The 19,225-nt window shown below is 74.0% G+C and carries 19 protein-coding genes; 7 read left to right on the top strand and 12 right to left on the bottom strand.

Annotated elements, in window-relative coordinates; genetic code table 11:
* Window positions 1-16: 16 nt before the first annotated feature.
* Window positions 17-1,351: an acyltransferase family protein gene (locus tag DQ384_RS35090; protein WP_114033177.1), complete on the top strand. Its 1,335-nt coding sequence runs from the start codon at window positions 17-19 to the stop codon at window positions 1,349-1,351.
* On the opposite strand, the gene DQ384_RS35085 is transcribed toward DQ384_RS35090, so the two are convergent.
* Complete coding sequence (locus DQ384_RS35085) at window positions 1,323-2,015, bottom strand: GntR family transcriptional regulator (protein ID WP_114033176.1); 693 nt, start codon at window positions 2,013-2,015, stop codon at window positions 1,323-1,325. The two genes, DQ384_RS35090 and DQ384_RS35085, sit on opposite strands and share 29 nt — an antisense overlap.
* A 181-nt stretch (window positions 2,016-2,196) precedes the next feature.
* On the opposite strand from DQ384_RS35085, the gene DQ384_RS43855 reads away from it, so the two are divergent.
* Window positions 2,197-2,322, top strand: coding sequence for a hypothetical protein (locus DQ384_RS43855; RefSeq protein WP_281274163.1), 126 nt, complete (start codon window positions 2,197-2,199; stop codon window positions 2,320-2,322).
* A 59-nt stretch (window positions 2,323-2,381) separates the two neighbouring features.
* Here the strand turns inward: DQ384_RS43855 and manA are convergent, their stop codons facing one another.
* From manA to DQ384_RS35060, 5 genes are all read right to left on the bottom strand, one after another.
* The gene (gene manA, locus DQ384_RS35080; RefSeq protein ID WP_114033175.1) at window positions 2,382-3,479 is read right to left on the bottom strand and encodes a mannose-6-phosphate isomerase, class I; all 1,098 of its coding nucleotides are present in this window, start codon (window positions 3,477-3,479) and stop codon (window positions 2,382-2,384) included.
* A gap of 141 nt (window positions 3,480-3,620) precedes the next feature.
* Window positions 3,621-4,172 (bottom strand): hypothetical protein, encoded by a 552-nt coding sequence (locus tag DQ384_RS35075; RefSeq protein WP_114033174.1) that lies wholly within the window; start codon window positions 4,170-4,172, stop codon window positions 3,621-3,623.
* A gap of 125 nt (window positions 4,173-4,297) precedes the next feature.
* Window positions 4,298-5,344 (bottom strand): hydroxyacid dehydrogenase, encoded by a 1,047-nt coding sequence (locus DQ384_RS35070; RefSeq protein WP_245967008.1) that lies wholly within the window; start codon window positions 5,342-5,344, stop codon window positions 4,298-4,300.
* Between the two features lie 17 nt (window positions 5,345-5,361).
* On the bottom strand, window positions 5,362-6,066 hold the full coding sequence (locus DQ384_RS35065) for a ThuA domain-containing protein (protein ID WP_245967007.1): 705 nt from the start codon (window positions 6,064-6,066) through the stop codon (window positions 5,362-5,364).
* Between the two features lie 316 nt (window positions 6,067-6,382).
* Window positions 6,383-7,606 (bottom strand): ROK family transcriptional regulator, encoded by a 1,224-nt coding sequence (locus DQ384_RS35060; protein WP_114033173.1) that lies wholly within the window; start codon window positions 7,604-7,606, stop codon window positions 6,383-6,385.
* A 331-nt stretch (window positions 7,607-7,937) separates the two neighbouring features.
* Between DQ384_RS35060 and DQ384_RS35055 the strand changes: the two genes are divergently transcribed.
* The 3 genes from DQ384_RS35055 to DQ384_RS35045 are packed head-to-tail and all read left to right on the top strand — an operon-like array spanning window position 7,938 to window position 11,532.
* Window positions 7,938-8,798, top strand: coding sequence for a carotenoid biosynthesis protein (locus DQ384_RS35055; RefSeq protein ID WP_245967006.1), 861 nt, complete (start codon window positions 7,938-7,940; stop codon window positions 8,796-8,798).
* Window positions 8,786-10,249, top strand: coding sequence for a phytoene desaturase family protein (locus tag DQ384_RS35050; RefSeq protein WP_245967005.1), 1,464 nt, complete (start codon window positions 8,786-8,788; stop codon window positions 10,247-10,249). The genes DQ384_RS35055 and DQ384_RS35050 overlap by 13 nt, the downstream gene beginning before the upstream one ends.
* On the top strand, window positions 10,246-11,532 hold the full coding sequence (locus DQ384_RS35045) for a glycosyltransferase family 2 protein (RefSeq protein ID WP_114033172.1): 1,287 nt from the start codon (window positions 10,246-10,248) through the stop codon (window positions 11,530-11,532). Before DQ384_RS35050 ends, DQ384_RS35045 begins: the two co-directional genes overlap by 4 nt.
* On the opposite strand, the gene DQ384_RS35040 is transcribed toward DQ384_RS35045, so the two are convergent.
* Entirely contained in the window at window positions 11,483-12,079 is a 597-nt protein-coding gene (locus DQ384_RS35040; RefSeq protein WP_114033171.1) for a glycerol-3-phosphate acyltransferase, read from the bottom strand. The genes DQ384_RS35045 and DQ384_RS35040 overlap by 50 nt on opposite strands.
* On the opposite strand from DQ384_RS35040, the gene DQ384_RS35035 reads away from it, so the two are divergent.
* A complete protein-coding gene (locus DQ384_RS35035; RefSeq protein ID WP_114033170.1) occupies window positions 12,078-12,860 on the top strand; it encodes a spheroidene monooxygenase in 783 nt (260 codons plus the stop codon). The two genes, DQ384_RS35040 and DQ384_RS35035, sit on opposite strands and share 2 nt — an antisense overlap.
* A gap of 146 nt (window positions 12,861-13,006) precedes the next feature.
* Here DQ384_RS35035 and DQ384_RS35030 read toward each other — a convergent pair whose 3' ends face one another.
* Together DQ384_RS35030 and crtI are read right to left on the bottom strand one after the other, a co-directional pair.
* Window positions 13,007-13,906 (bottom strand): phytoene/squalene synthase family protein, encoded by a 900-nt coding sequence (locus tag DQ384_RS35030; protein ID WP_114033169.1) that lies wholly within the window; start codon window positions 13,904-13,906, stop codon window positions 13,007-13,009.
* Window positions 13,903-15,378, bottom strand: coding sequence for a phytoene desaturase family protein (crtI, locus tag DQ384_RS35025; protein ID WP_245967004.1), 1,476 nt, complete (start codon window positions 15,376-15,378; stop codon window positions 13,903-13,905). Before crtI ends, DQ384_RS35030 begins: the two co-directional genes overlap by 4 nt.
* 201 nt (window positions 15,379-15,579) lie before the next feature.
* On the opposite strand from crtI, the gene DQ384_RS35020 reads away from it, so the two are divergent.
* A complete protein-coding gene (locus tag DQ384_RS35020; protein WP_114033167.1) occupies window positions 15,580-16,605 on the top strand; it encodes a YbgA family protein in 1,026 nt (341 codons plus the stop codon).
* Between the two features lie 63 nt (window positions 16,606-16,668).
* Here DQ384_RS35020 and DQ384_RS35015 read toward each other — a convergent pair whose 3' ends face one another.
* The 3 genes from DQ384_RS35015 to DQ384_RS35005 form a co-directional block, all read right to left on the bottom strand.
* On the bottom strand, window positions 16,669-17,718 hold the full coding sequence (locus DQ384_RS35015; protein WP_114033166.1) for an NAD-dependent epimerase/dehydratase family protein: 1,050 nt from the start codon (window positions 17,716-17,718) through the stop codon (window positions 16,669-16,671).
* A gap of 134 nt (window positions 17,719-17,852) precedes the next feature.
* On the bottom strand, window positions 17,853-18,419 hold the full coding sequence (locus tag DQ384_RS35010; protein WP_114033165.1) for a hemerythrin domain-containing protein: 567 nt from the start codon (window positions 18,417-18,419) through the stop codon (window positions 17,853-17,855).
* Between the two features lie 264 nt (window positions 18,420-18,683).
* Window positions 18,684-19,190 (bottom strand): carboxymuconolactone decarboxylase family protein, encoded by a 507-nt coding sequence (locus DQ384_RS35005; RefSeq protein WP_245967001.1) that lies wholly within the window; start codon window positions 19,188-19,190, stop codon window positions 18,684-18,686.
* Window positions 19,191-19,225 lie beyond the last annotated feature (35 nt).

Here is a 19,225-nt window from a genome sequence, read left to right as displayed (position 1 = left end):
CGGGCGCGGAGACACGATGACGGCGGCGAACATCGATCCACCCCTCACGACACGATCGCGGCGGCGGCCCGAACTGGACGCGATCCGCGCGCTGGTGGTCGTCGGGCTCGTGTTCTTCCACTCGGCGCTGGTGTTCGACACCCGCGACGACTACTACGTGAAGAACCCCGAGACGACCGACGCCACCATGATCGCCGCGGGCTTCGGCGTGGTCTGGGCGATGCCGATGCTGTTCCTCATCGCCGGCCTCGGCTCGTGGTACTCGCTGCGCCGCCGGGGCGCGGGCGGCTTCGCCGTGGAGCGGCTGCTGCGCCTCGGCGTGCCGCTGGTCTTCGCGACGCTCGCGCTCCTGCCCTTTCCCCAGTGGATCCGGCTGCGCGCCGACCCCGCCTACCACGAGTCCTACCCGCGGTTCCTGCCCCGGTTCTTCGACGTCCACCTCGACCTGACGGAGTTCCCGTTCATCGTGCGGGGCCGGTACTTCGAGTCCGGGCACCTGTGGTTCGTGGTGATGCTGCTCGCGTACGCGCTGCTCCTCGCGCTGGTGGTCGCCCGGCTGCCTCGCGAGCGCGGCCGCCGGATCCGCGAGCTCCTGGCCACGGCCGTGCGGCCGCGCGGGGCCGTGCTGCTCCTGCCCGCCGTCCCGGTCGCGCTGATCACGGCGCTCGCCGGCATGGAGGAGCCGTTCGCCGGCTGGAGCCGCTGGGCCTACCTGCTGTTCTTCCTGTACGGGTTCGTGCTGGCCTCCGACGACCGGTTCCGCGCGGTGATGCGCCGCGACGCGATTCCGGCGGTCGTGTGCGCCGTGATCCTTCTGGCGATCGGCATGCCCGGTTTCCTGGTCGCGGGCGACGCGCCGGGCGCGAACCCCTTCACGGACATGACCGCGCTCGCGATCGGCGTCCGCACGCTCTACGGCGCGGCGGGGTGGTGCTGCCTGGTCGCGATCCTCGGCGTCCTCGACCGCCGCCGCTCGGCCCGGACCCCCGTACCGGATCCCACCCCGGTCTCCTCCGCGGCCTTCATGTCCGGGACCGCCGCCGAACCCGTGCCGGCAGCCGTACCGGAGCCCGCGCCGGCCCGGCGGGGCGGCCTGGGGAAGCGGGTGTACGCCTACCTGGCCGCCGCCGTGCTGCCGCTGTACGTCCTCCACCAGCCGATCGTCGTCGGGGTCGCCTCCTGGGTGGTCCGCTGGAACGCCCCGATGCCGGTCAAGTACCTCGCGATCGTCGCGATCTCCCTCACGCTGACCGTCGCCGCGTACGACCTGCTGGTGCGCCGGACGGCTCCGACCCGGTTCCTGTTCGGCATGCGCGGGCCGGTCAGCGGGCGGCGGGCTGCTGCGGGGTGACGTGCGCGTTGTGCAGGGCGTCGGCGGTGGCGATCTTGTGGGCGCAGGCGACGCGTTCGATCTCGGCGGCGTCGGCGCCCATCGCGATCAGGTCCAGCATCTGATCGTGCTCGGCCACCGACCGGCGCGCCCGGCCCGGGACGTAGGTGAACGTCGAGCGCCGCATGTGGTCCAGCCGGGCCCACTGCGACTCCAGCAGCACGCACAGGTGCTCGTCCGGGCAGTGCTCGTAGATCGAGAAGTGGAACTTGCGGTTGAGCGCGGTGAAGGAAGCCGGGTCGAACTCCTCCAGCGCCTCGGCCATGCGCTGGTTGATCTCGCGCGAGGCCTCAAGGTGCCGGGGCTTCATCAGCGGCGCGGAGATCGCCGTCGCGTAGCCCTCCAGGCGGGCGAGGATGTTGAGCGCGTGCTCGACCTGCGTGGAGTCGAACGCGGCCACGCGGGCGCCGATGTTGCGCACGACCTCGACCAGGCCATCGGACTGGAGCCTGCGCACGGCCTCGCGCAACGGGATCGTGCTGACGCCGGTCTCGCGGGCGAGCTGGTCCATCACGAGCCGGTAGCCGGGCCCGTAGGTGCCGTCGAGGATGCGTGATCGCAGCAGCTCGTAGCTCAGCTCCGCCTTCGACTCCTTCGCGGCCGCTGGCTTCTTACCGGCTCTCACAGGCGTCCCCTCACTGGCCGACACGTGGTGTCCACGCCGGTGACCACGCCCCTGACGATCACTCACCCAGGACCCTCACGGATAGTGCTGCGGAACCCGGCTCCGGCGAGCGCCTGGAAATGGTCGCCGGGGACGCCGATCAGCTCTCCTCCGACCACATTGACGATACGCTCGATCCCCCGTGTCATCACGTCGTCTTGTCCTCGGCCGCGAGGGCGGTCAGCACGGCATCGACGTCTACACCGAGGCGCACATCATCCACGTGGCCACCGAGGACCTGCCCATCCCCCGCTTCGGCACCGCCTGACGGGGCCGGGCGCGAAGCGGGGTCGGTGGCGGGCGCGCGGGCGCGGGCCAGGAAGGCGGTCAGGCGGGGAAGGAGGCCGCCCCGCCCGGCTCGGCGACGAAGACCACGCCGGAGCCGGTGAGGGTCACCGTGGGGTCGGCGGCGGGGACGAAGACCGACTCGCCCGCACCCACCGGCAGGTCGTCCACCCGCACCTCGCCCTCCACGCACAGCAGGATGCGCGGCAGCCCGCCGTCCAGGCGCCGCTCGCCGTCCACCGCGACGCGACGCAGGCGGAACTCGGGCGACGGGGTGTCGAACGCGCCGTCCGTGCCCGCCTCCACCGCCAGCGGGCTCGCGTCCGGGCGGGTGATGCGCAGCAGCTCCTGGACGTCGATCGGCTTGGACGTCAGGCCGGCGCGCACGACGTTGTCGGAGCTGCCCATGATCTCGACGCCGAAGCCCTTGACGTAGCAGTGCAGCACCCCGGCGCCGAGGAACAGCGCCTGCCCGGGGACGAGCTCGTGCCGCCTCAGCAGCAGGGGCGCGACGCAGGCGGGGTCGCCGGGGTAGCAGCGGGCGAGCCGCACGATCAACGCGTAGTCGGGGTGGTGGACGGCCGAGGCGGCCCAGACGACCTGCTCGGCGATGTCGCGCCCGTCGAGCAGAGCCTCCAGGGCCTGGAGCGGGGAGCCCCCCGCGAGCAGCGCGACGACGTCCTTGAGCGCGGAGACGCCGAGCCGCTCGACGAGCATCGCCGCCTGGTCGGCCGGGCGGAAGCCGGCGAGCGCGGTGAACGGGGTCAGCGCGCACACCAGCTCGGGCTTGGGCCAGGGGTCGCCGTAGACGCCCCGGGCGTGCCCGTCCACGGCCTGCTCGGCGGACGGGTGGACCTGCAGGGACAGCGGGCGGGCGACCGCGATGAGCTTCAGCAGGAAGGGCAGGCGGGCGCCGTGCCGCTCCAGCGTCGCCGCGCCGAGCCCGGCGGCGGGGTCGTCGGCGATCAGGTCGGCGAGCGACCGTCCGTCCCCGGTGAGCATGGAGGGGCCCGCCGGGTGGGCGCCGAGCCACATTTCGGCCTCGGGGCCGGGAGACGGCGCGGGCCGGCCGGTGAGCTCGGCGATGTCCGTGCGCGACCCCCAGGCATAGTCCTTCAGGGGGTTGGTGAGCAGGTGCAACGTGGGCTCCTCGATCGGATACGGCCGGGGTCATGACCCGGAGTCCGAGGGGGACGGGTGAACATAACCGGATTTACTATGACAAAAGATCACAAACGACACGCCGAGAAAGAACCATGACGCCCCGCGATGGACATCGCGCTAGCGCCCCGCGGCGGACCCGGCGGCGAGGCCGGCGCGGTCGGGGATCGTCCGGGGAAGGCCGCGGAGCCAGCCCTCCAGGTCGGCGGGCCACCAGCGGCCCGCCGCCAGGCCGCCGAGCGTGTGGGTGACGGCGGCCGCCGAGGCCGGGGAGGGGACGACCCGGGCCGGCGCGGCGCCCGCGAGCACGCCGAGCCACCAGTGACGCCGGGTCTCGGGCAGGTCGTCGGGGTCGAGGACGACGTAGTAGTCCGGCAGGATGAGCCGCTCCGCGCGCAGGGCCGCCAGGGTCGACTCGATCGCGACCTCCAGGGCGCCGGCCGGGGCCGCCTCGTCGAAGAACGCCGTCCACGCCTCGCCGACCTCGGCCAGCGGGTCGGCGTCGTGCACGACGTACGTCGCCGACGCGCGCACCACCACGTCGGTGATCTCGGCGGGCGTCCGCTCGCCGCGCCGCACCGCGCGCACGTTGTGCAGACCGTCCAGGCCGGCGACCGTCTCGGCCGCCCGCTCCCCCGCCACCACGACCACCGTGCTCCTGAGCCGCCGCATACAGGCGAGTCTAGAGACCCTCGCCGCACCCCGGCCACGCCCCCTGACGGCTCCCCCTCCGTTCCGGTGGCGTGGGCACAGGTCAGGCCGGGGAGGAACAAGTCGAATCGGGCCGGCACGAGATCTCAGGCCATCAGGGGCAGGGACGCCGGGTCGACCGGGTGGCGGAGGGGCTCGCCGGCGAGCGCCCGGAAGACCTCGTCCAGGGCCTGCGACCCCATCCTGACCAGCTCGTTTCCCAGAGACCCCGCAATGTGCGGGGTCAGGACGACGTTCGGAAGGTCCCACAGCGGCGAGTCCGGCGGCGTGATCTCCGGCTCGGTGACGTCCAGCACGGCCGAGACGCGGCCGGTGACCAGCTCCGCGACCAGCGCGTCCTGGTCCACCAGCGACCCGCGCGCCGTGTTGATCAGCGTGGCGCCGTCGCGCATCGACGCCAGGTGCCGCGCGGTCACCATGCCGCGCGTCGCCTCGGTGGCGGGCGCGTGCAGCGACACGATGTCGCACGCGGCGAACAGCTCGTCCAGGCCCGCCTTGCGCACGCCGAGCGCCGCGGCCCCGGCCTCGTCCAGGTACGGGTCGCTGACCAGCACCTCCAGGTCGAACGGCCGCAGCAGTTCGACGACCCGCCGTCCGATCCTGGACGCGCCCACCAGGCCGACCGTCCGGCCGTGGTTGCCGATGCCGGGGTACTCGCCGATCAGGTCGATCGGCCCCCGGCGGGCGCGGTACTCGCGGACCAGCGCGGGCACGGCCTTGCCGGCGAGCAGGATCATCGCCACGGTGTACTCGGCGACCGGGACGGCGTTCGCCTCGACCGCCGAGCTCACCGGCACGCCCCGCGCGAACACCGCCGGGCCGACGTGGTGTTTCACGGTGCCGGCCGCGTGGACGACGGCGCGCAGGCGCGGCGCGCGGGCGAGCACGTCCGCGTCGATCAGGGGGCTGCCCCAGCCGGTCAGCAGGACGACGGCGCCGGCCAGCCGCTCGGCCGCCTCGGCGGAGGCGAACTCGGTGAGCGGCGGCCCCCAGTCGTCGCCGGCGAGCGCCCGCAGCCGGTCGGCCCGCTCCCCCTGGAACAGCCTGCCGGCCAGCCCGGGCGCCATGGCCAGGACCACCGTCCCCCCGGCCGGGGCGTCACCATGGGGTGGGACACCGCGATCGGCCGACACGCCCCGATCCGCCGGGTTCACCGGGACGCCCAGAGGAGGCCGCGCTCGGTGAGCGTGCGTACGGCCGGGTCGCACAGGTCGGCCATGCGATGGCCGATCGCCGAGAAGAACACCTTCCCGGCGCCCCACCTGCGGGTCCACACCACGGGCATCTGGACGGGTCCGCCTCCGTGGCCGCCGTGCTCGGGCGTGATCGTGGTGGTGGCGAGCACGGTGTTCAGGGGGTCGGTGAGCATCCAGTACTGCTCGCTCATCACGTCGAAGTCCGCGAGGCCCGCCACGATGGGGTGGTCGCCCTGCTCCGGCGCGATCGTGACCCGGTAGCGGAGGAAGTCCGGAGGGTGGAACAGGAACAGACCGCCGACCATCCGCAGGTAGTCGGGACTGTCCCCGAACGTGGCCACGACGCCGCCGTGCCACCCGGCGAAGCCCGTGCCGGCGTGGACGGCGCTCACCAGGCCCGCGCACTGCCCGGCGGTCAGCGTCCCCATGGACCAGCACTGGACGACCAGGTCGGTCGCGGCCAGCAGGTCGCGGTCGAGGTAGACGTCCAGGTCGTCGCTGACGGTCACGTCGAACCCGGCGGCGTCGAGCCGGGGCCGGAAGAGCTCGGTGGCCTCGACGGGCACGTGCCCCTCCCAACCTCCCCGCACGATGAGCGCCCGGCGCACGCGCCCACCGCCGGGCGCGCGCACCACCCGGTCCTGCGTTCGCGCCGCCACAGGCAGGTCCTGCCGGCGTTCGGTCAGGGGCGGGTCTTGGGGACGCTCCGTCACAGGCCGGTCCCCCACGGATCGCCCTGTACCGGCCCGCCCGATCTGAGCCCGGCCCGCCCCCGGCTCTCGTGACCGCCGCCCGGCGGCCGTGCTCCGTCGAAGGACGACCGATTACCGGCGGGGCGAGGACTCATGCGAACTCCGGGACTCGTCGGGACGCGCCGCCACGGACGGCGCTTTGATCACGACTTAAGTTAAGGTCGCAAGAACGCTGAGGTCAATGACCTTATCCGCCAGGCGGACGCGCGCGTATCCGTGACGTTCAGCCGACTCCCGGAACGCCCCCCGCCGCCAGTACCTGGACCACCGGGAGGGTCGCCGCGCCCAGTGCCGCCGCTTCGGGTCCCAGCTCGCCCAGCTCGATGCGTACATTCCCGTACATGTACGGAAGCGCGTGCGCGCGTACGGTCTCCCGCACGTCCCCGAGGATCGCCGGGCCCATGGTCGCGCCCGCCCATCCCGACAGCACCACGCGGTCGGGGCTGAGCAGGTTGATGAGGTTGGCGATGCCGATGCCGAGATAGCGGGCCGCGCGGTCCAGCGCCCGTGCCGCGGCCGACCCGGGCACTTCGGCGCGGGCGACCAGCTCCTCCAGCCGGGCCTCGGCGCCCTCGTGCCGGAACGGCATGGCGTCGGGAAGCGCGAGGTAGTCCGCCAGGACGGCCTCGGCCCCGACGTACGCCTCCAGGCAGCCGTTCGACCCGCACCGGCACCGCCGGCCGTCCACGGTGACGACGGTGTGACCCCACTCGCTCGCCGTGCTGGTGGTGCCGCCGATGTCGCGGAACGACTCCGACGCCGTGGCGACGGCGGCCCCCACCCCGACGCCGAGCAGCGCGACGACCACCCGCCCGGCCCCGCGGCCCGCGCCCCGCCACATCTCGGCCTGCCCGAGCGTGCGGGCGCAGTTGTCGAGCAGGACGGGAACGGGGATGTCGCGCCGCAGCATGTCGCCCAGCGGCACCGCCGACCAGCCCAGGGTGGGCGCGTGGACGAGCTCGCCACCACCCGCCTGGACGGCCCCCGGCACGCCCACCCCGACGCCGAGCAGCGCGTCCAGGCCGACGCCCGCCTTGCCCGCGACCTCGTTGACCCCGGCGACCACCAGGCGCGCGACCGCCCCCGGGTCGAGCCGCGTGCCGGCCACCGGGTACGTCGCGGTGGCGAGGGTGACGAGCGTGTAGTCGAACAGGCCGATCTCGATGTGCGTCTCGCCGATGTCGACCCCGACGACGTGGCCGTACTCGCTGCGGACCTGGATCAGCGTGCGCGGCCGCCCGCCGTCCGAGTCGACCGAGCCCGCCTCGCCCACGACGCCGTCGTTGATCAGGTCGGCGACGACGTTGCTCACGGTCGCGGAGCTGAGCCCGGACATCTGCGTGAGATCCTGCCGGCTGGTCGGACCTTGGAGGTAGAGCCGGGAGAGCAACACGGAACGGTTGTGGCGCCGCAGGTCGCGTGTCGTCTGCTGTACCGCGCGTTTCACGTTTCGGATTCTGCCAGATCACCAGTAGTGACGAGCCGCGGGATGATCTTCAGCCGACCAGGCCCGACCAGGCCAAAGTGTACGACCGGGCCGAGAGGTCGGAGGGGTCTGAGGGGTGACCGGGGTGGAAGGGGCCTGACCGCCGCAAGGAGTCCGGGGCTCGGTTCGAAGGGTCGGAGGGGTCGGACGGGGTGAGAGGCTCGGATCGGTTCCAGGGTTCGCGGCCCGAGTGGCCCGACCGGTCGCGGCGTACGCCGGTGCCGGTGGCGCGTGCGGGCGCGAAGCCCGTGCCAGGTGCATCCGTGGCCGGGGAGCGCCCGAATGCCCCATCGTGAGAGACGCCACCGGAGACACACGCCGCCTGCCGGGTGACGGCCCGCGGGTCGCGACGGGCGTTCGCGCGCCCGCGGCGTTCACCGTCGCCGGGACGGCGCTGCTGCTCGCGATGGTGGTCGTCCAGGTGATGTCCGGCCTTGATCCGAAACCCGTGCGGCTCACGAGCGTGGTCGTCCTGCTGCTGGCGGCGAGCGTCGTGGCCTTCACCTCGGCCGCCCACGGGCCGCGCCGGGCGGGGGCGGCGTTCGGGGCGGCGGTGGCGGCCGGGTACGCGGCGGAATGGGTCGGCATCCGCACAGGGGTGCCGTTCGGGACCTACCGGTACACCGACCTGCTGTGGCCCCGGCCCGGCGGGGTGCCGGTCGTCGTGGCGGTCGCGTGGGGCGGCATGGGGCTGGCGGCGCACGCGGTCGCGTCGATGGCCACCCGTACGCAGCGACGGGGCGCGTCCACGCCGCGGCGTGGACGGCTCGCCCGCCTCGCCGTGGGCGCGCTGGCGCTGACGGCGTGGGACCTGTTCCTCGACCCGCAGATGATCCGCCTCGGCCTGTGGACCTGGGCGGAGGAGGGCCCGTACCGCGGCGTGCCGCTGAGCGACTTCGCCGGATGGCTCGTGGTATCTCTGCTGGTCATGGCCTTGATCGACCCCGTGCTCACCGGGACGTCGACGGGCGCCGCCGCCGTCTACACGGTGATGGCGTTCATGGAGACCCTGGCCTTCGCCGCGGTGTTCGTCCCCCCCGACCCCCTGGTGGCCGCCACCGGAGGGACGGCCATGGGGTTGTTCGCCGCGCTGGCATGGACCCGCCGAATTCGAGGGCGGAAGTGGGAACGGAGGTGGCCGTGGCGGAGGTGATCGTGGTCGGTGGCGGGGTGGGCGGGATGGTGGCCGCCCTGCTCCTGGCGCGGGACGGGCATCAGGTCAGGCTGCATGAGAAGCTGCCCCGGCTCGGCGGGAAGCTCGCCGAGCACCGCCGCGACGGCTTCACCTTCTCCCTCGGCCCCTCCCTGCTGACCCTCCCGTCGATCTTCGAGGTCCTCGGCGTCAAGCTGGACCTCGTCGAGCCGAGCGAGCTGTGCCGGTACCGCTTCCCCGACGGGACGGTCCTGTCCGCCCGCCGCGACCCCGCGCGCATGGCCGCCGAGGTGGACCGGCTGGCACCGGGCGAGGGCCGGGCCTGGCTCGCCTTCCACCAGTGGGCGCGCGGCTGCTGGGAGGCGTCACAACGGACGTTCTTCACCGGCCCGCTCACCCGCCCGCCGTCCGGAGCCGCGCTCTCCGACCTGCTGGCCGTCGCCCCAGGCCGCACGCTGGACGGGCTCGCGCGCCGCTTCTTCCGCGACCCGCGCCTGCACCGGTACGTCGGCCGGTACGCCACCTACGCCGGCTCCAGCCCCTACCGGGCCCCCGCGGCACTGGGCTGTGTACCGGCGATCGAGCACGACCACGGCGGCTGGTACGTGCCCGGCGGCCTGCCGAGGCTCGCCGACGCGCTGGCCGGCCAGCTGGCGAGCGCGGGCGTGGAGGTCGCCGTCGGCAGCGAGGTCACCGCCGTCCTGGCGGACTCCGGACGCGTGCGCGGCGTCCGGCCGGCCGGCTCCGGACGCGTGCGCGGGGTCCGACTGGCGGACGGCGAGACCGTGTGCGCCGACGTCGTGGTCGTCAACGCCGACGCGGCCGAACTCTACGGGCGGCTGCTGCCCGACCGCCGCCGCCTTCGCCGCATCTCCAGGCTCGGCCTCTCGTCGTCGGTGTTCCTGCTGCTCGCCGGGGTCGAGGGGACGACGGAGGGGCTGCCCCACCATTCGATCGTCTTCTCCGGCGACTACGGCCGGGAGTTCGCCGACATCTTCGACCGCCGCAGGCCGCCCGAGGACCCGACCGTCTACATCGGCTGCTCCTCGGTGGACGACCCCTCGCAGGCGCCGCCGGGCGCCGAGAACCAGGTCCTGCTGGTGAACGTCCCGGCGCGGGATCCGGGCCGGTGGCCGATGTCCCCCGAGGCGTACCGCGACCTCGTCCTGGAGCGCCTCGCCGCCCGGGGTCACGACCTGGCGGGCCGGCTGAGGTTCGTCGAGATGTTCACCCCCGCCGACCTGCGGGACCGCTACGGCGCGTGGGGCGGGGCCGTCTACGGCACCCCGTACCGTGGCGCGCTGGCCCCGTTCCTGCGCCCCGGCAACCGGGGGCCGCGCCGGGGCCTGTACCTGGTGGGCGGCTCGGCCCATCCGGGAGGCGGCCTGCCGCTGGTCGCGATGGGCGGCCACATCGTCGCCTCCCTCGTGAAGGAGGACTTTCCCCGATGACCCCGCGTCGCCGGTGGATCGGCCGGTCTGTCACCGCCGCGCAGGCCGTCGCGGCCGTGGTCGCCGGCGCGCGTCTCGCGCGTGGCCGTGACCGGCGTCCCCCGCTCCAGCCCCCTGCACCACCCACGGGCGCCCGGCCCGCGATCGGCGAGCGGCGGACGATCTCCGTCGTCGTGCCCGCGCGGGACGAGGAGAAGCGGCTCGGCCCCTGCCTGAGGGCCGTGCTCGCCGACCCGGACGTCACCGAGGTGATCGTCGTGGACGACGAGTCGGCGGACGGGACGGCGCGGCTGGCGTCCGAGCTGGGGGCGAAGGTCGTCGCGGGCGCGCCGCCGCCCCCCGGGTGGGTGGGCAAGCAGTGGGCGCTCCACCAGGGGCTGGCCGCGGCGACCGGCCGGATCGTGGTCACGCTGGACGCCGACGCGCGGCCCCGCCCCGGCCTGTTCGGCGCGCTGTCCGCCGCCCTGGACGGCTGTGACCTTCTCACCGTCGGCCCGAGGTTCGCCTGCGACGGCCCGGCCGAGCAGGCCCTGCACGCGTCCTTCCTGGCCACGCTGGTGTACCGGTTCGGGCCGATCGGCGCGGCCACTCCCCCGCCGCAGCACCGCGTCGTCGCCAACGGGCAGTGCATGGCGTTTCGCCGCGAGGCGATGCGCGCCGCCGACGGTTTCACGCTGGTCCGGGGCCACATGACCGACGACGTGGCGCTGGCGCGCGCGCTGGCCGGGCGCGGCTGGGCGGTGCGGTTCCTGGACGCGGGCGGACTGCTGGAGGTCGACATGCACGACTCCGCCGCCGGGGTGTGGCGGGAGTGGGGCCGGTCGCTGCCGCTGCGCGACGTGACCGATCCGGCGCCGCTGGCGGGCGACCTGGCCGTGGTCTGGCTGACCACCGCGCTGCCCGTCCTGCGCCTGGCGGCGGGCCGGCCGACCCGCCTCGACCTGGCGCTCCTCGGGGTGCGGTTCCTGCTCACCGGGGCGCTGCGCGGCAGCTACACCCGCCCCGGGCCGGGCCTCGCGCTGTCCCCGCTGCTGGACCCGCTGACGGCGGCGCGGCTGACGTACGGGGCGCTGCGTCCGGTCCGCACCTGGCGGGGACGCACGTACCCACGGGCCGTGGACGCCGGGCGCACATCCTCGCAGGTCACGGACGTCGGGCACGCTTCCTCGCAGGTCACCGATGACGGGCGCACGTCCTCGCGGGTCATCAGGGGCGGACAGCCATATCCGCAGCTCAAGGACGGCGGGCGGCCCGCGCCGCCTGGCCGAAACGCAGCCCGATGAGGCACATCAACGCGCCCGTGGCCGCCACGTGCCCGATCGGCGCGAAGAACAGTTGCAGGACCGGGACGCCGAACACCCCGGCCCGCGCACCGACCGCGAACGAACGCGCCGCCAAGGCGGTCACGGCCAGCACGCCCAGCGCGAGCAGGAACGCGGGCGGGCAGATCACCGCGATTCCGCCCGCGAACGTGAGGATCGACCGGCCGCCGCGGAAGCCGGCGAACACCGGCCAGGCGTGGCCGATCATCGCGGCGGCCGTGGCCGCGTACACCGGCACGACGCTCGCCCCCGCCACGACGCCGAGCCCCGTGGTGTGGACGCCGCTCGCGACCAGGGCGGCCAGCGCCGCGAACGTCCCCTTCAGCGCGTCCCCGGCGAACACGGGCACGGCGGCACGGCGTCCGAGCCGCTCCTTGACGTTCCAGAACCCCGGGTTGCGGTCGCCCACCTCACGCGGGTCGACGCCGTGCGCGCGGCCGACCAGCACCGCGACCGGCACCGAGCCGAGCAGGTAGCCGCCGATGAGCGCGACGAGCAGGGGAACCATGGCTTCATTTCACCTCATCAGGTATCCGGACATCGGTGCCACGCGGTACATGGGGCTGGACCGGCCGGTGCTGCGCGCGACCGGCGGGCTGCTGTTCTGGCGCCTGCTCGGCACGGGCCGGGGCACGTCGATGAGCCTCGGCGCCGACCCGCGCCGATGGGCGCTGCTGGCGGTGTGGCGGGACGAGCCCGCGCTGGAGGCGTTCCTGGAGCACTCGCCGATCGCCGCCCGCTGGCGGGAGCGGGCGAGCGAGTACTGGCACGTACGCCTGACCCCGGTGACCTCGCGCGGCCACTGGGGCGGCGTCGCCCCGTTCGTCCCGTCCATCCCGCCGAGCCCGCCGATTCGGCCCGCCTCGTCCCTCCCGCTCGGTCTGCTCTCCGCACGCGAGCCGGACCTCCCGACGGACGCTCTCCCGCGGCCGGCCGCCAAGGGGCCTTCGACACCGGACGGACCTGTCGCGGTGCTCACCAGGGCCTCGGTCCGGGCCCTGCGCCTCGTGGCCTTCTACCGGTCGATCGCGGCGGTCGACCGCGAGCTTCGCGAGAGCGACGGCTGCCTGGCGTCCCTGGGGATCGGCGAGTGGCCGCTGGTCCGCCAGGCCACGTTCTCGCTGTGGCGCGACGCGACCGCGGCCGGCTCGTTCGCCTACCGCGGTGTCCACCACCGCCAGGTCATCAGCCGCGTGCGCGCCGAGAACTGGTACGCCGAAGAGCTGTTCGCCCGCTTCATCCCCTATGCCAGCACCGGCACCTGGGACGGCCGCGACCCACTCCGCTGACCGCGCACGTCCGGCGGCGACGGGGGTCACGACACGACCTCGCCGACGAAACGGCCCTCGACGCGGGGCACGACCCCCGTCGATGTCCGTCCACGAACGCTCCGGGTGACCCACCGTACGGCGGGACGGTGAGACGGCGACACGACTCAGGGCGTCTCGACGGTGACGCGCCGCTCGGCCCTGGCCGCCGCCGAGGCGATCGGCAGGTGGCGGGCGAAGATGGCCAGCCTGCGGCGGCGCGGCACCCGCGCGCGCATGGCCAGCACGTCGTAGTCCGCGGCCTCGATCTCGTCGAGGATCCCGCCGTACAGCTCGTAGGCGGCGCGGATGCAGGGCCGGGACGAGGGGACGAGCAGGTCGATGCCCGGCAGCGCCCGCCGGTAGTGCTCGCGCGCCCGTCCGGCCTCGAAGGCCAGCAGCTCGCGCACGGCCGGACCGGCCCGCCCGCGCCCGAGGTCGGACACCTCCACGCCGAACTTCTCCAGGTCCCGCGTCGGCAGGTAGACGCGGCCGCGCGCCAGGTCCTCCGCGACGTCCCGCAGGAAGTTGGTGAGCTGGAACGCCAGCCCGAGCTGGCGGGCGGGTTCGCGCGCGTCGCCGGCCGCCCCGGGTACGGCCTCCAGAACCGGCAGCATCATGGTGCCGATGACGGCGGCCGAGCCCTCCATGTAGCCGAGCAGGTCCTCGTAGGTCGCGTAGCGGGTGACGGTGAGGTCGGCGCGCATCGAGCGCAGGAACGCGTCGATGTCGCCGCGGTCTACGCCGAAGGAGCGGACGGTGTGCGCGAAGGCGGGCAGCACCGGGTCCTCCACCGGCTCGCCGCCGAGCGCCGCCGCCACCCGCCGGGCGAGGGCGTCCAGTGCGGCCTCCCGGTCGCCTGTCATGCCGAAGGAGTCCACGATCTCATCGGCATACCGGGCGAATCCATACAGAGCATGCACGTGCAGGCGCTTCCAGGAGGGCAGCAGCAGGGTCGCGAGGTAGTACGAACGGCCGTGGCGGGCGTTCAGCCTGCGGCAACGCTCGTAGCAGGCGGTCAGCGTCATCGGAGGCTCTCCAGGATCCGCTCGGCGGTCAGCCGGCCGGAGATCAGAACGGGGGGCACGCCCACACCCGGCGCGGTGAACATGCCGGCGAAGTGCAGCCCGGGGACGCGACGGGCGGCGGCCGCCGGCCGGAACCACGCCGTCTGCGTGAAGCGGTGGTCGAGCGCGAAGGGAGTGCCGGCCGAGTGGCCGCGCCGCTTCCAGGCGGGCGGGTCCAGCGTCAGCCTCGGCGCGGCCGACAGGTCGCCGTAGCCGAGATCGGCGAGCCGGGCCAGCAGGCGTTCCTCCAGGCGGGGCGTGAGCCGGTCCCAGTCGTGGCCGCCGAGCAGGTTGGCGGTCGGCTCCAGGGCCGACAGCGTGGCGTGGCCCTCGGGCGCGGCGCCGTCGTCCCCCTCGGGGTAGGTGACCAGCAGGCTCGGGTCGGGCTGCGGCCGTCCGGCGGCCAGGGCCTCGAAGGTGGAGTTCCACTGCTCGCCGAAGTGCAGGGTGTGGTGCGCCTGGGCGGGCAGGCGGCGGTCGAGCCCGAAGTGCAGCACCAGGCAGGACGGCGCGTGGCGGGGACGGCGCAGCCTCCAGTCCCCCGAGCCGGGCGGCAGCAGACCGGCGTGCGCCGCGGGAAGGTCGCAGGCGACGACGACGGACGCGGCGGCCAGACGCTCGCCGGTGCCGAGGCGCACGGCGGCGACTCCGGCCGTGTCGGTCTCGACCTCGACCGCGCGCACGCCGTAGCGGATCACGGCGCCCGCCTTCTCGGCGACGGCCGCCAGCGCGCGCGGGATGGCGTGCATGCCGCCCTCGCGGGGGAAGTACACGCCTCCGACGGTGTCCATGTGGGCGATCACGGCGTAGATGCCGAGCGCGCGGCGCGGCGGCATGCCCAGGTACAACGCCTGGAAGGTATGGGCCCTGATGAGCCTTTCGTCGGTGAGATGCCGCCTGACCAGGGCGTCCAGGCTGCGGAAGCCGCCGAGCGCCGCCAGCCGGGCCAGCGGGTACGGCCTGAGCAGGCTGCGGAGGCGGGTCATATCGGCGTCGATGAACGACGGCCACTCGATCGCGAACATCTCGCCCAGCAGCCGCCGGAACCGTACGTACCGCGCGGCCTCGGCGGGGCCACAGACCCTGCGCACCTCCTCGGCCATCGCCTCCTCCCCGGGGCGTACGTCCAGGCGGGAGCCGTCGTGGTAGGTCAGGCGGTAGTACGGGTCGAGCCGGCGCAGCGGCAGCCGGTCGTCGAGGTCCTCGCCCGCCACGCCGAAGAGGCCGGCGAGCACGCCGGGCATCGTGAGCACCGACGGCCCGGTGTCGAAGCGGTACGGGCCGAGCCGCGCGCTGCCGCAGCAGCCTCCCGGACCGTCCTCGGCCTCGACCACCGTCACGTCGCGCCCGGCCGCGGCGAGCCGTACGGCGGCCGCCAGGCCCGCGAGCCCCGCACCGATCACCACGACCGCGCCCCGCGTCGCCATTCCCATCGGCCAGCTCCTTCGATCACTGCCCGGACCTTCGCAGCGGCGCGGCGTCCGGATGCACCGGCGCGCGGATTGCCGCTCACGTCCGCTGTCGGCGACATGCCGGCAACCACCGACGCCCGTGCGTCCGAAGGAAGAAGCAGGGGGATGGCTCAGACCGGGCCTTCGCCGCATCGACCACGGCGCGCCGAGATGGGACACGAGATGGACGGCCAGTACCGCGAGCGGGCGTACGAGCGGATCTGGGAGCACGCGAGGCCGCGCGTCGCCGTGTCGAGCTGCCTGCTGGGCGAGCCGGTCCGCTTCAACGGCGGCCACAGCCGCGACCGATTCCTCACCGACCTACTGTCCGAGTTCGTGGACTGGGTACTGATTTGCCCAGAAATGGAAATCGGCCTCGGCGCCCCCAGGGAAACCCTTCACCTGGAGAGATCCTCAACGGGCGAGCACCGCCCAGGCGAACCAGCGGACGAATCCGAGCCGCGCCTGGTGACGCGCCGGACCCGCAGGGATCTCACCGAGCCCATGCGGGCGCTGGCCGCCGAGCGCGCCGCCGCCCTCGACGTGGACGGGTACGTCTTCAAGGCCAAGAGCCCCACGTGCGGCATCCACGGCGTCCCGGTGCACGACGGCGAGACGTCCGTCGCCGGACGAGGCCCCGGCCTGTTCGCCGGCCGGGTGATGAAGGCCCACCCGCTGCTGCCGGCCGAGGACGAGGGACGGCTGCGCGACGCCGTCCTCCGCGAGGCGTTCGTCGAGCGGATCTTCGCGCACGCCCGGCTCCGGGCGTTCCTCGCGTCCGGCTGGCGGCCTCGCGACCTGGTGGTGTTCCACAGCCGCCACAAGACGCAGCTGCTCGCCCACGACCCCGCCGCCTACAGGACCCTCGGCCACGTCGTGGCGACGGCGGGCACGTCCCCCCGCGACGACCTCGCCGCCGTCTACGACCGGGCCTTCCGCGCGGCTCTGACCGTCCGCGCGACCATCGGCCGCAACGTCAACGTCCTTCAGCACTGCCTGGGCATGATCAGCGACCGCCTCGACGCGGTCCGCCGCGCCGACCTGACCGAAGTGATCGACGCCTACCGGGCCCACCTGGTCCCCCTCAGCGTCCCCCTGACCCTGCTCAGCCACCACGCCAAGGGCGAACACGCCACCTACCTCCGTGACCAAACCCACTTCCACCCGTACCCGTCCCCCCTGGCCCTCCGCAACCACGTCCCCGCCTGAACCCGTCGCCACGCCGGAAACGGTCCTCACCTCCGCCTCTTGGGTGCGTCCTGGCGCGGTGCGTCACGGGCGGCTGCCTGCTCCGGTGGTGAGCTCGTGGAGGCGGCCCCTCAGGCCGGATTCGGGTTCCAGGGGCGGGGTGTCCATTCCGGCGCCGCCGGTCATGCCGGCCAGCATTTCTCGTAGGGCGTCCAGGGCGGTGCGGCGTGGTCGCCAGCCGAGTTCGGCGCGGGCGCGTGTGGTGTCCATCAACGGGATCCGCAGGGCCATCTCCACGAGGCCGGGTGAGGCGGGGACGAGGTGGAGGTGCCAGCCCGCCGCGACGGCGCCCCGGGCCAGCCACGGAGGGACGGGGACGAGGCGGGCGGACAGGAGCCTCGCCAGGGCCGCCGGGTCGACGACCGGGTCGGCGGCGAGGTTGAACGCGCCCGACACCGGGCGGGTGACGGCGAGGCGGTAGGCCTCGCCCGCGTCGTCGGAGTGCAGGGCCTGGATGCGCAGGCCGGGGATGTCGGGGACGAACGGCACCCGGCCGGGGCGTACCAGCCGCTGCGGGACGAACGGCCCGGCGAACAGGCGGCGCTGCTGGGTGGCCGCCTCGCGTTTGAAGATGAAGCCCGGACGCATGCGGACGACGCGGATGCCCGGGTGGTCGCGCTCGTAGATGTCGAGCACCCGTTCCAGGTAGGCCTTCTCGCGGGCGTAGGCGGCGCGCGGCCACCCGTGGGTCGGCCAGCTCTCGTCCACCGGGTGGTCCTTGGGGCCCGGCGAGTAGGCGCCGACCGAGGACGCGTGCACCAGCGTGGAGACCCCCGCCTCGGCGGCGGCGTGGAAGACCCGCATGCCGCCGAGCACGTTGGACCGCCAGGTCACCACGGGGTCGTGCGTCGGCTGGAACAGCCACGCGAGGTTCACCACGGCGTCCGCGCCGGAGAAGATCTCGGTGAGGTCGCCGGTGGCGATGTCGGCGGCTCGCCATTCGGTCTTCCCCGGCCGCCACCGGGGCATCCGCCGGGCCACCCCGACGATGGAGGTGATGCTCGGATCCTCCTCCAGGGCGGTTACCACGCTGGTTCCGACGTTTCCGGTCGCACCAACCACAATCACCCGCATAACCGGCTGCTCCCCGTTCACCCACGCCGTAAACAGACCTGCCCGGCGGGCGGGGTGATTGCGAACCGCTCCCAAGCCTGTTCTTGACCTCGGGCCTCGAACGCTTCGCTCACCCGATCATGCGGGCGTAGGGGTCAGGCTCTTCCGCGGCCTGAGAGCAGGTCGCGGACGCGGTCCACCAGGCCGGTGCCCGGGGCCAGGAGTTTGTTGGCCGGGGGGCTGTCCGGGGCGGCGGGGTGAGGCCGGGTGGGGCCGATCTTCTTGATGGCCAGGATCTTCCTGCCAATGCTGACCAGCTCTTCCGCCTCGACATACCGCACCAGCTCCGGGAACAGCGAATGCTCCTCCTCGCGCACGTGCTGCCGTACGGTGGCGATCAACCGGTCGAGCAGGTGGTCGAAGACCGGGTCCGCGGGATCCGCGCCTTCCAGGTCCTTCATCAGCCGCTCGGCCTCGGCGTGCTCGGACACCTCGCGGTCGGCCAGGGCGTCCCCTCCCGGGAGACGCTTGCGCGCGGCCGGGTACAGGTACGCCTCCTCGGCGACCGAGTGCCTGACCAGCTCGGTGATCACCTTCTCGGTCAGCTCTTTGCGGCGGTCGTCCTGTCCGGAGCCCCGCAGCATCTCCAACTCGGCGAACAGCCCCTCCACCTCGCGGTGATCGGTGGTCAGGACGGTGATGACGTCGCCGCTGTGCTCCATCGGAATTCTCGTCTCCTTCGCGCTAGACCCCCGGCGCCCGGCGCGGGCCGTGGGCCGGGCCTCGATCGGCGGCCCCGGTCCGCGTGGGTGCGCTCGCGCGTACCCCCGTTACGCTGCGAGAAACCTCACGGCGGCGACCGCGCGGGGAGCCGGCCGGGCCGACCTCGGCCGTCGCCGGGCCGGCCGTCCGACCAGACGCGGCCGGAGGCCGGCCAGGCGAGCCGGCGGAAGGAGGCCTGTCACGCCGAGCCGGCAGGGGGCCGGCTAGGAAGGCGATCCGGTGATGACGCCGCCGTAGCCCGCCTCGATGATCATCTGGGCGATGGGGACGTAGTCCTCCTCGTTCGGCAGGGCGGTGGTGCCGAGGCCGTCGACGTACCGGTTGAACATGCAGAACGCGGCGGCGATGAGCACCGTGTCGTGGATCTCCAGGTCACTGGCGCCCGCCTGGTGCGCGGCGGCGATGGCCTCGGCCGTGACGGCCCGCCCGCCCTCGCGTACCTGGGCGGCCACCGCGAGCAGGGCGCGCATCTTCGGCGACACGTCGGCGACGTGGGGGTTCACGCAGGCCTGGGCGACCTGCTCCTGTCCGCCGGGAAGCTGCTCGGCCGCCATCGCCCCGTGGATCGAGCCACAGAATTCGCAGTCGTTGAGCCGTGACACGTAGGCGGCGATCAGCTCGCGCTCGCCGCGGGACAGCGTGTTGTCGGCGCGCAGGAGTACGTCGACGAGGGCGTTGAGGGGTTTGGCCGTCTCGGGCCGGTACAGCATGGGCCCCACGATGCCGGGGGCGTCGTTTCCAAGCG

It is taken from the genome of Sphaerisporangium album (assembly GCF_003323745.1).
Taxonomy (GTDB): domain Bacteria; phylum Actinomycetota; class Actinomycetes; order Streptosporangiales; family Streptosporangiaceae; genus Sphaerisporangium; species Sphaerisporangium album.
This window is presented reverse-complemented; position numbering and strand designations above follow the sequence as displayed.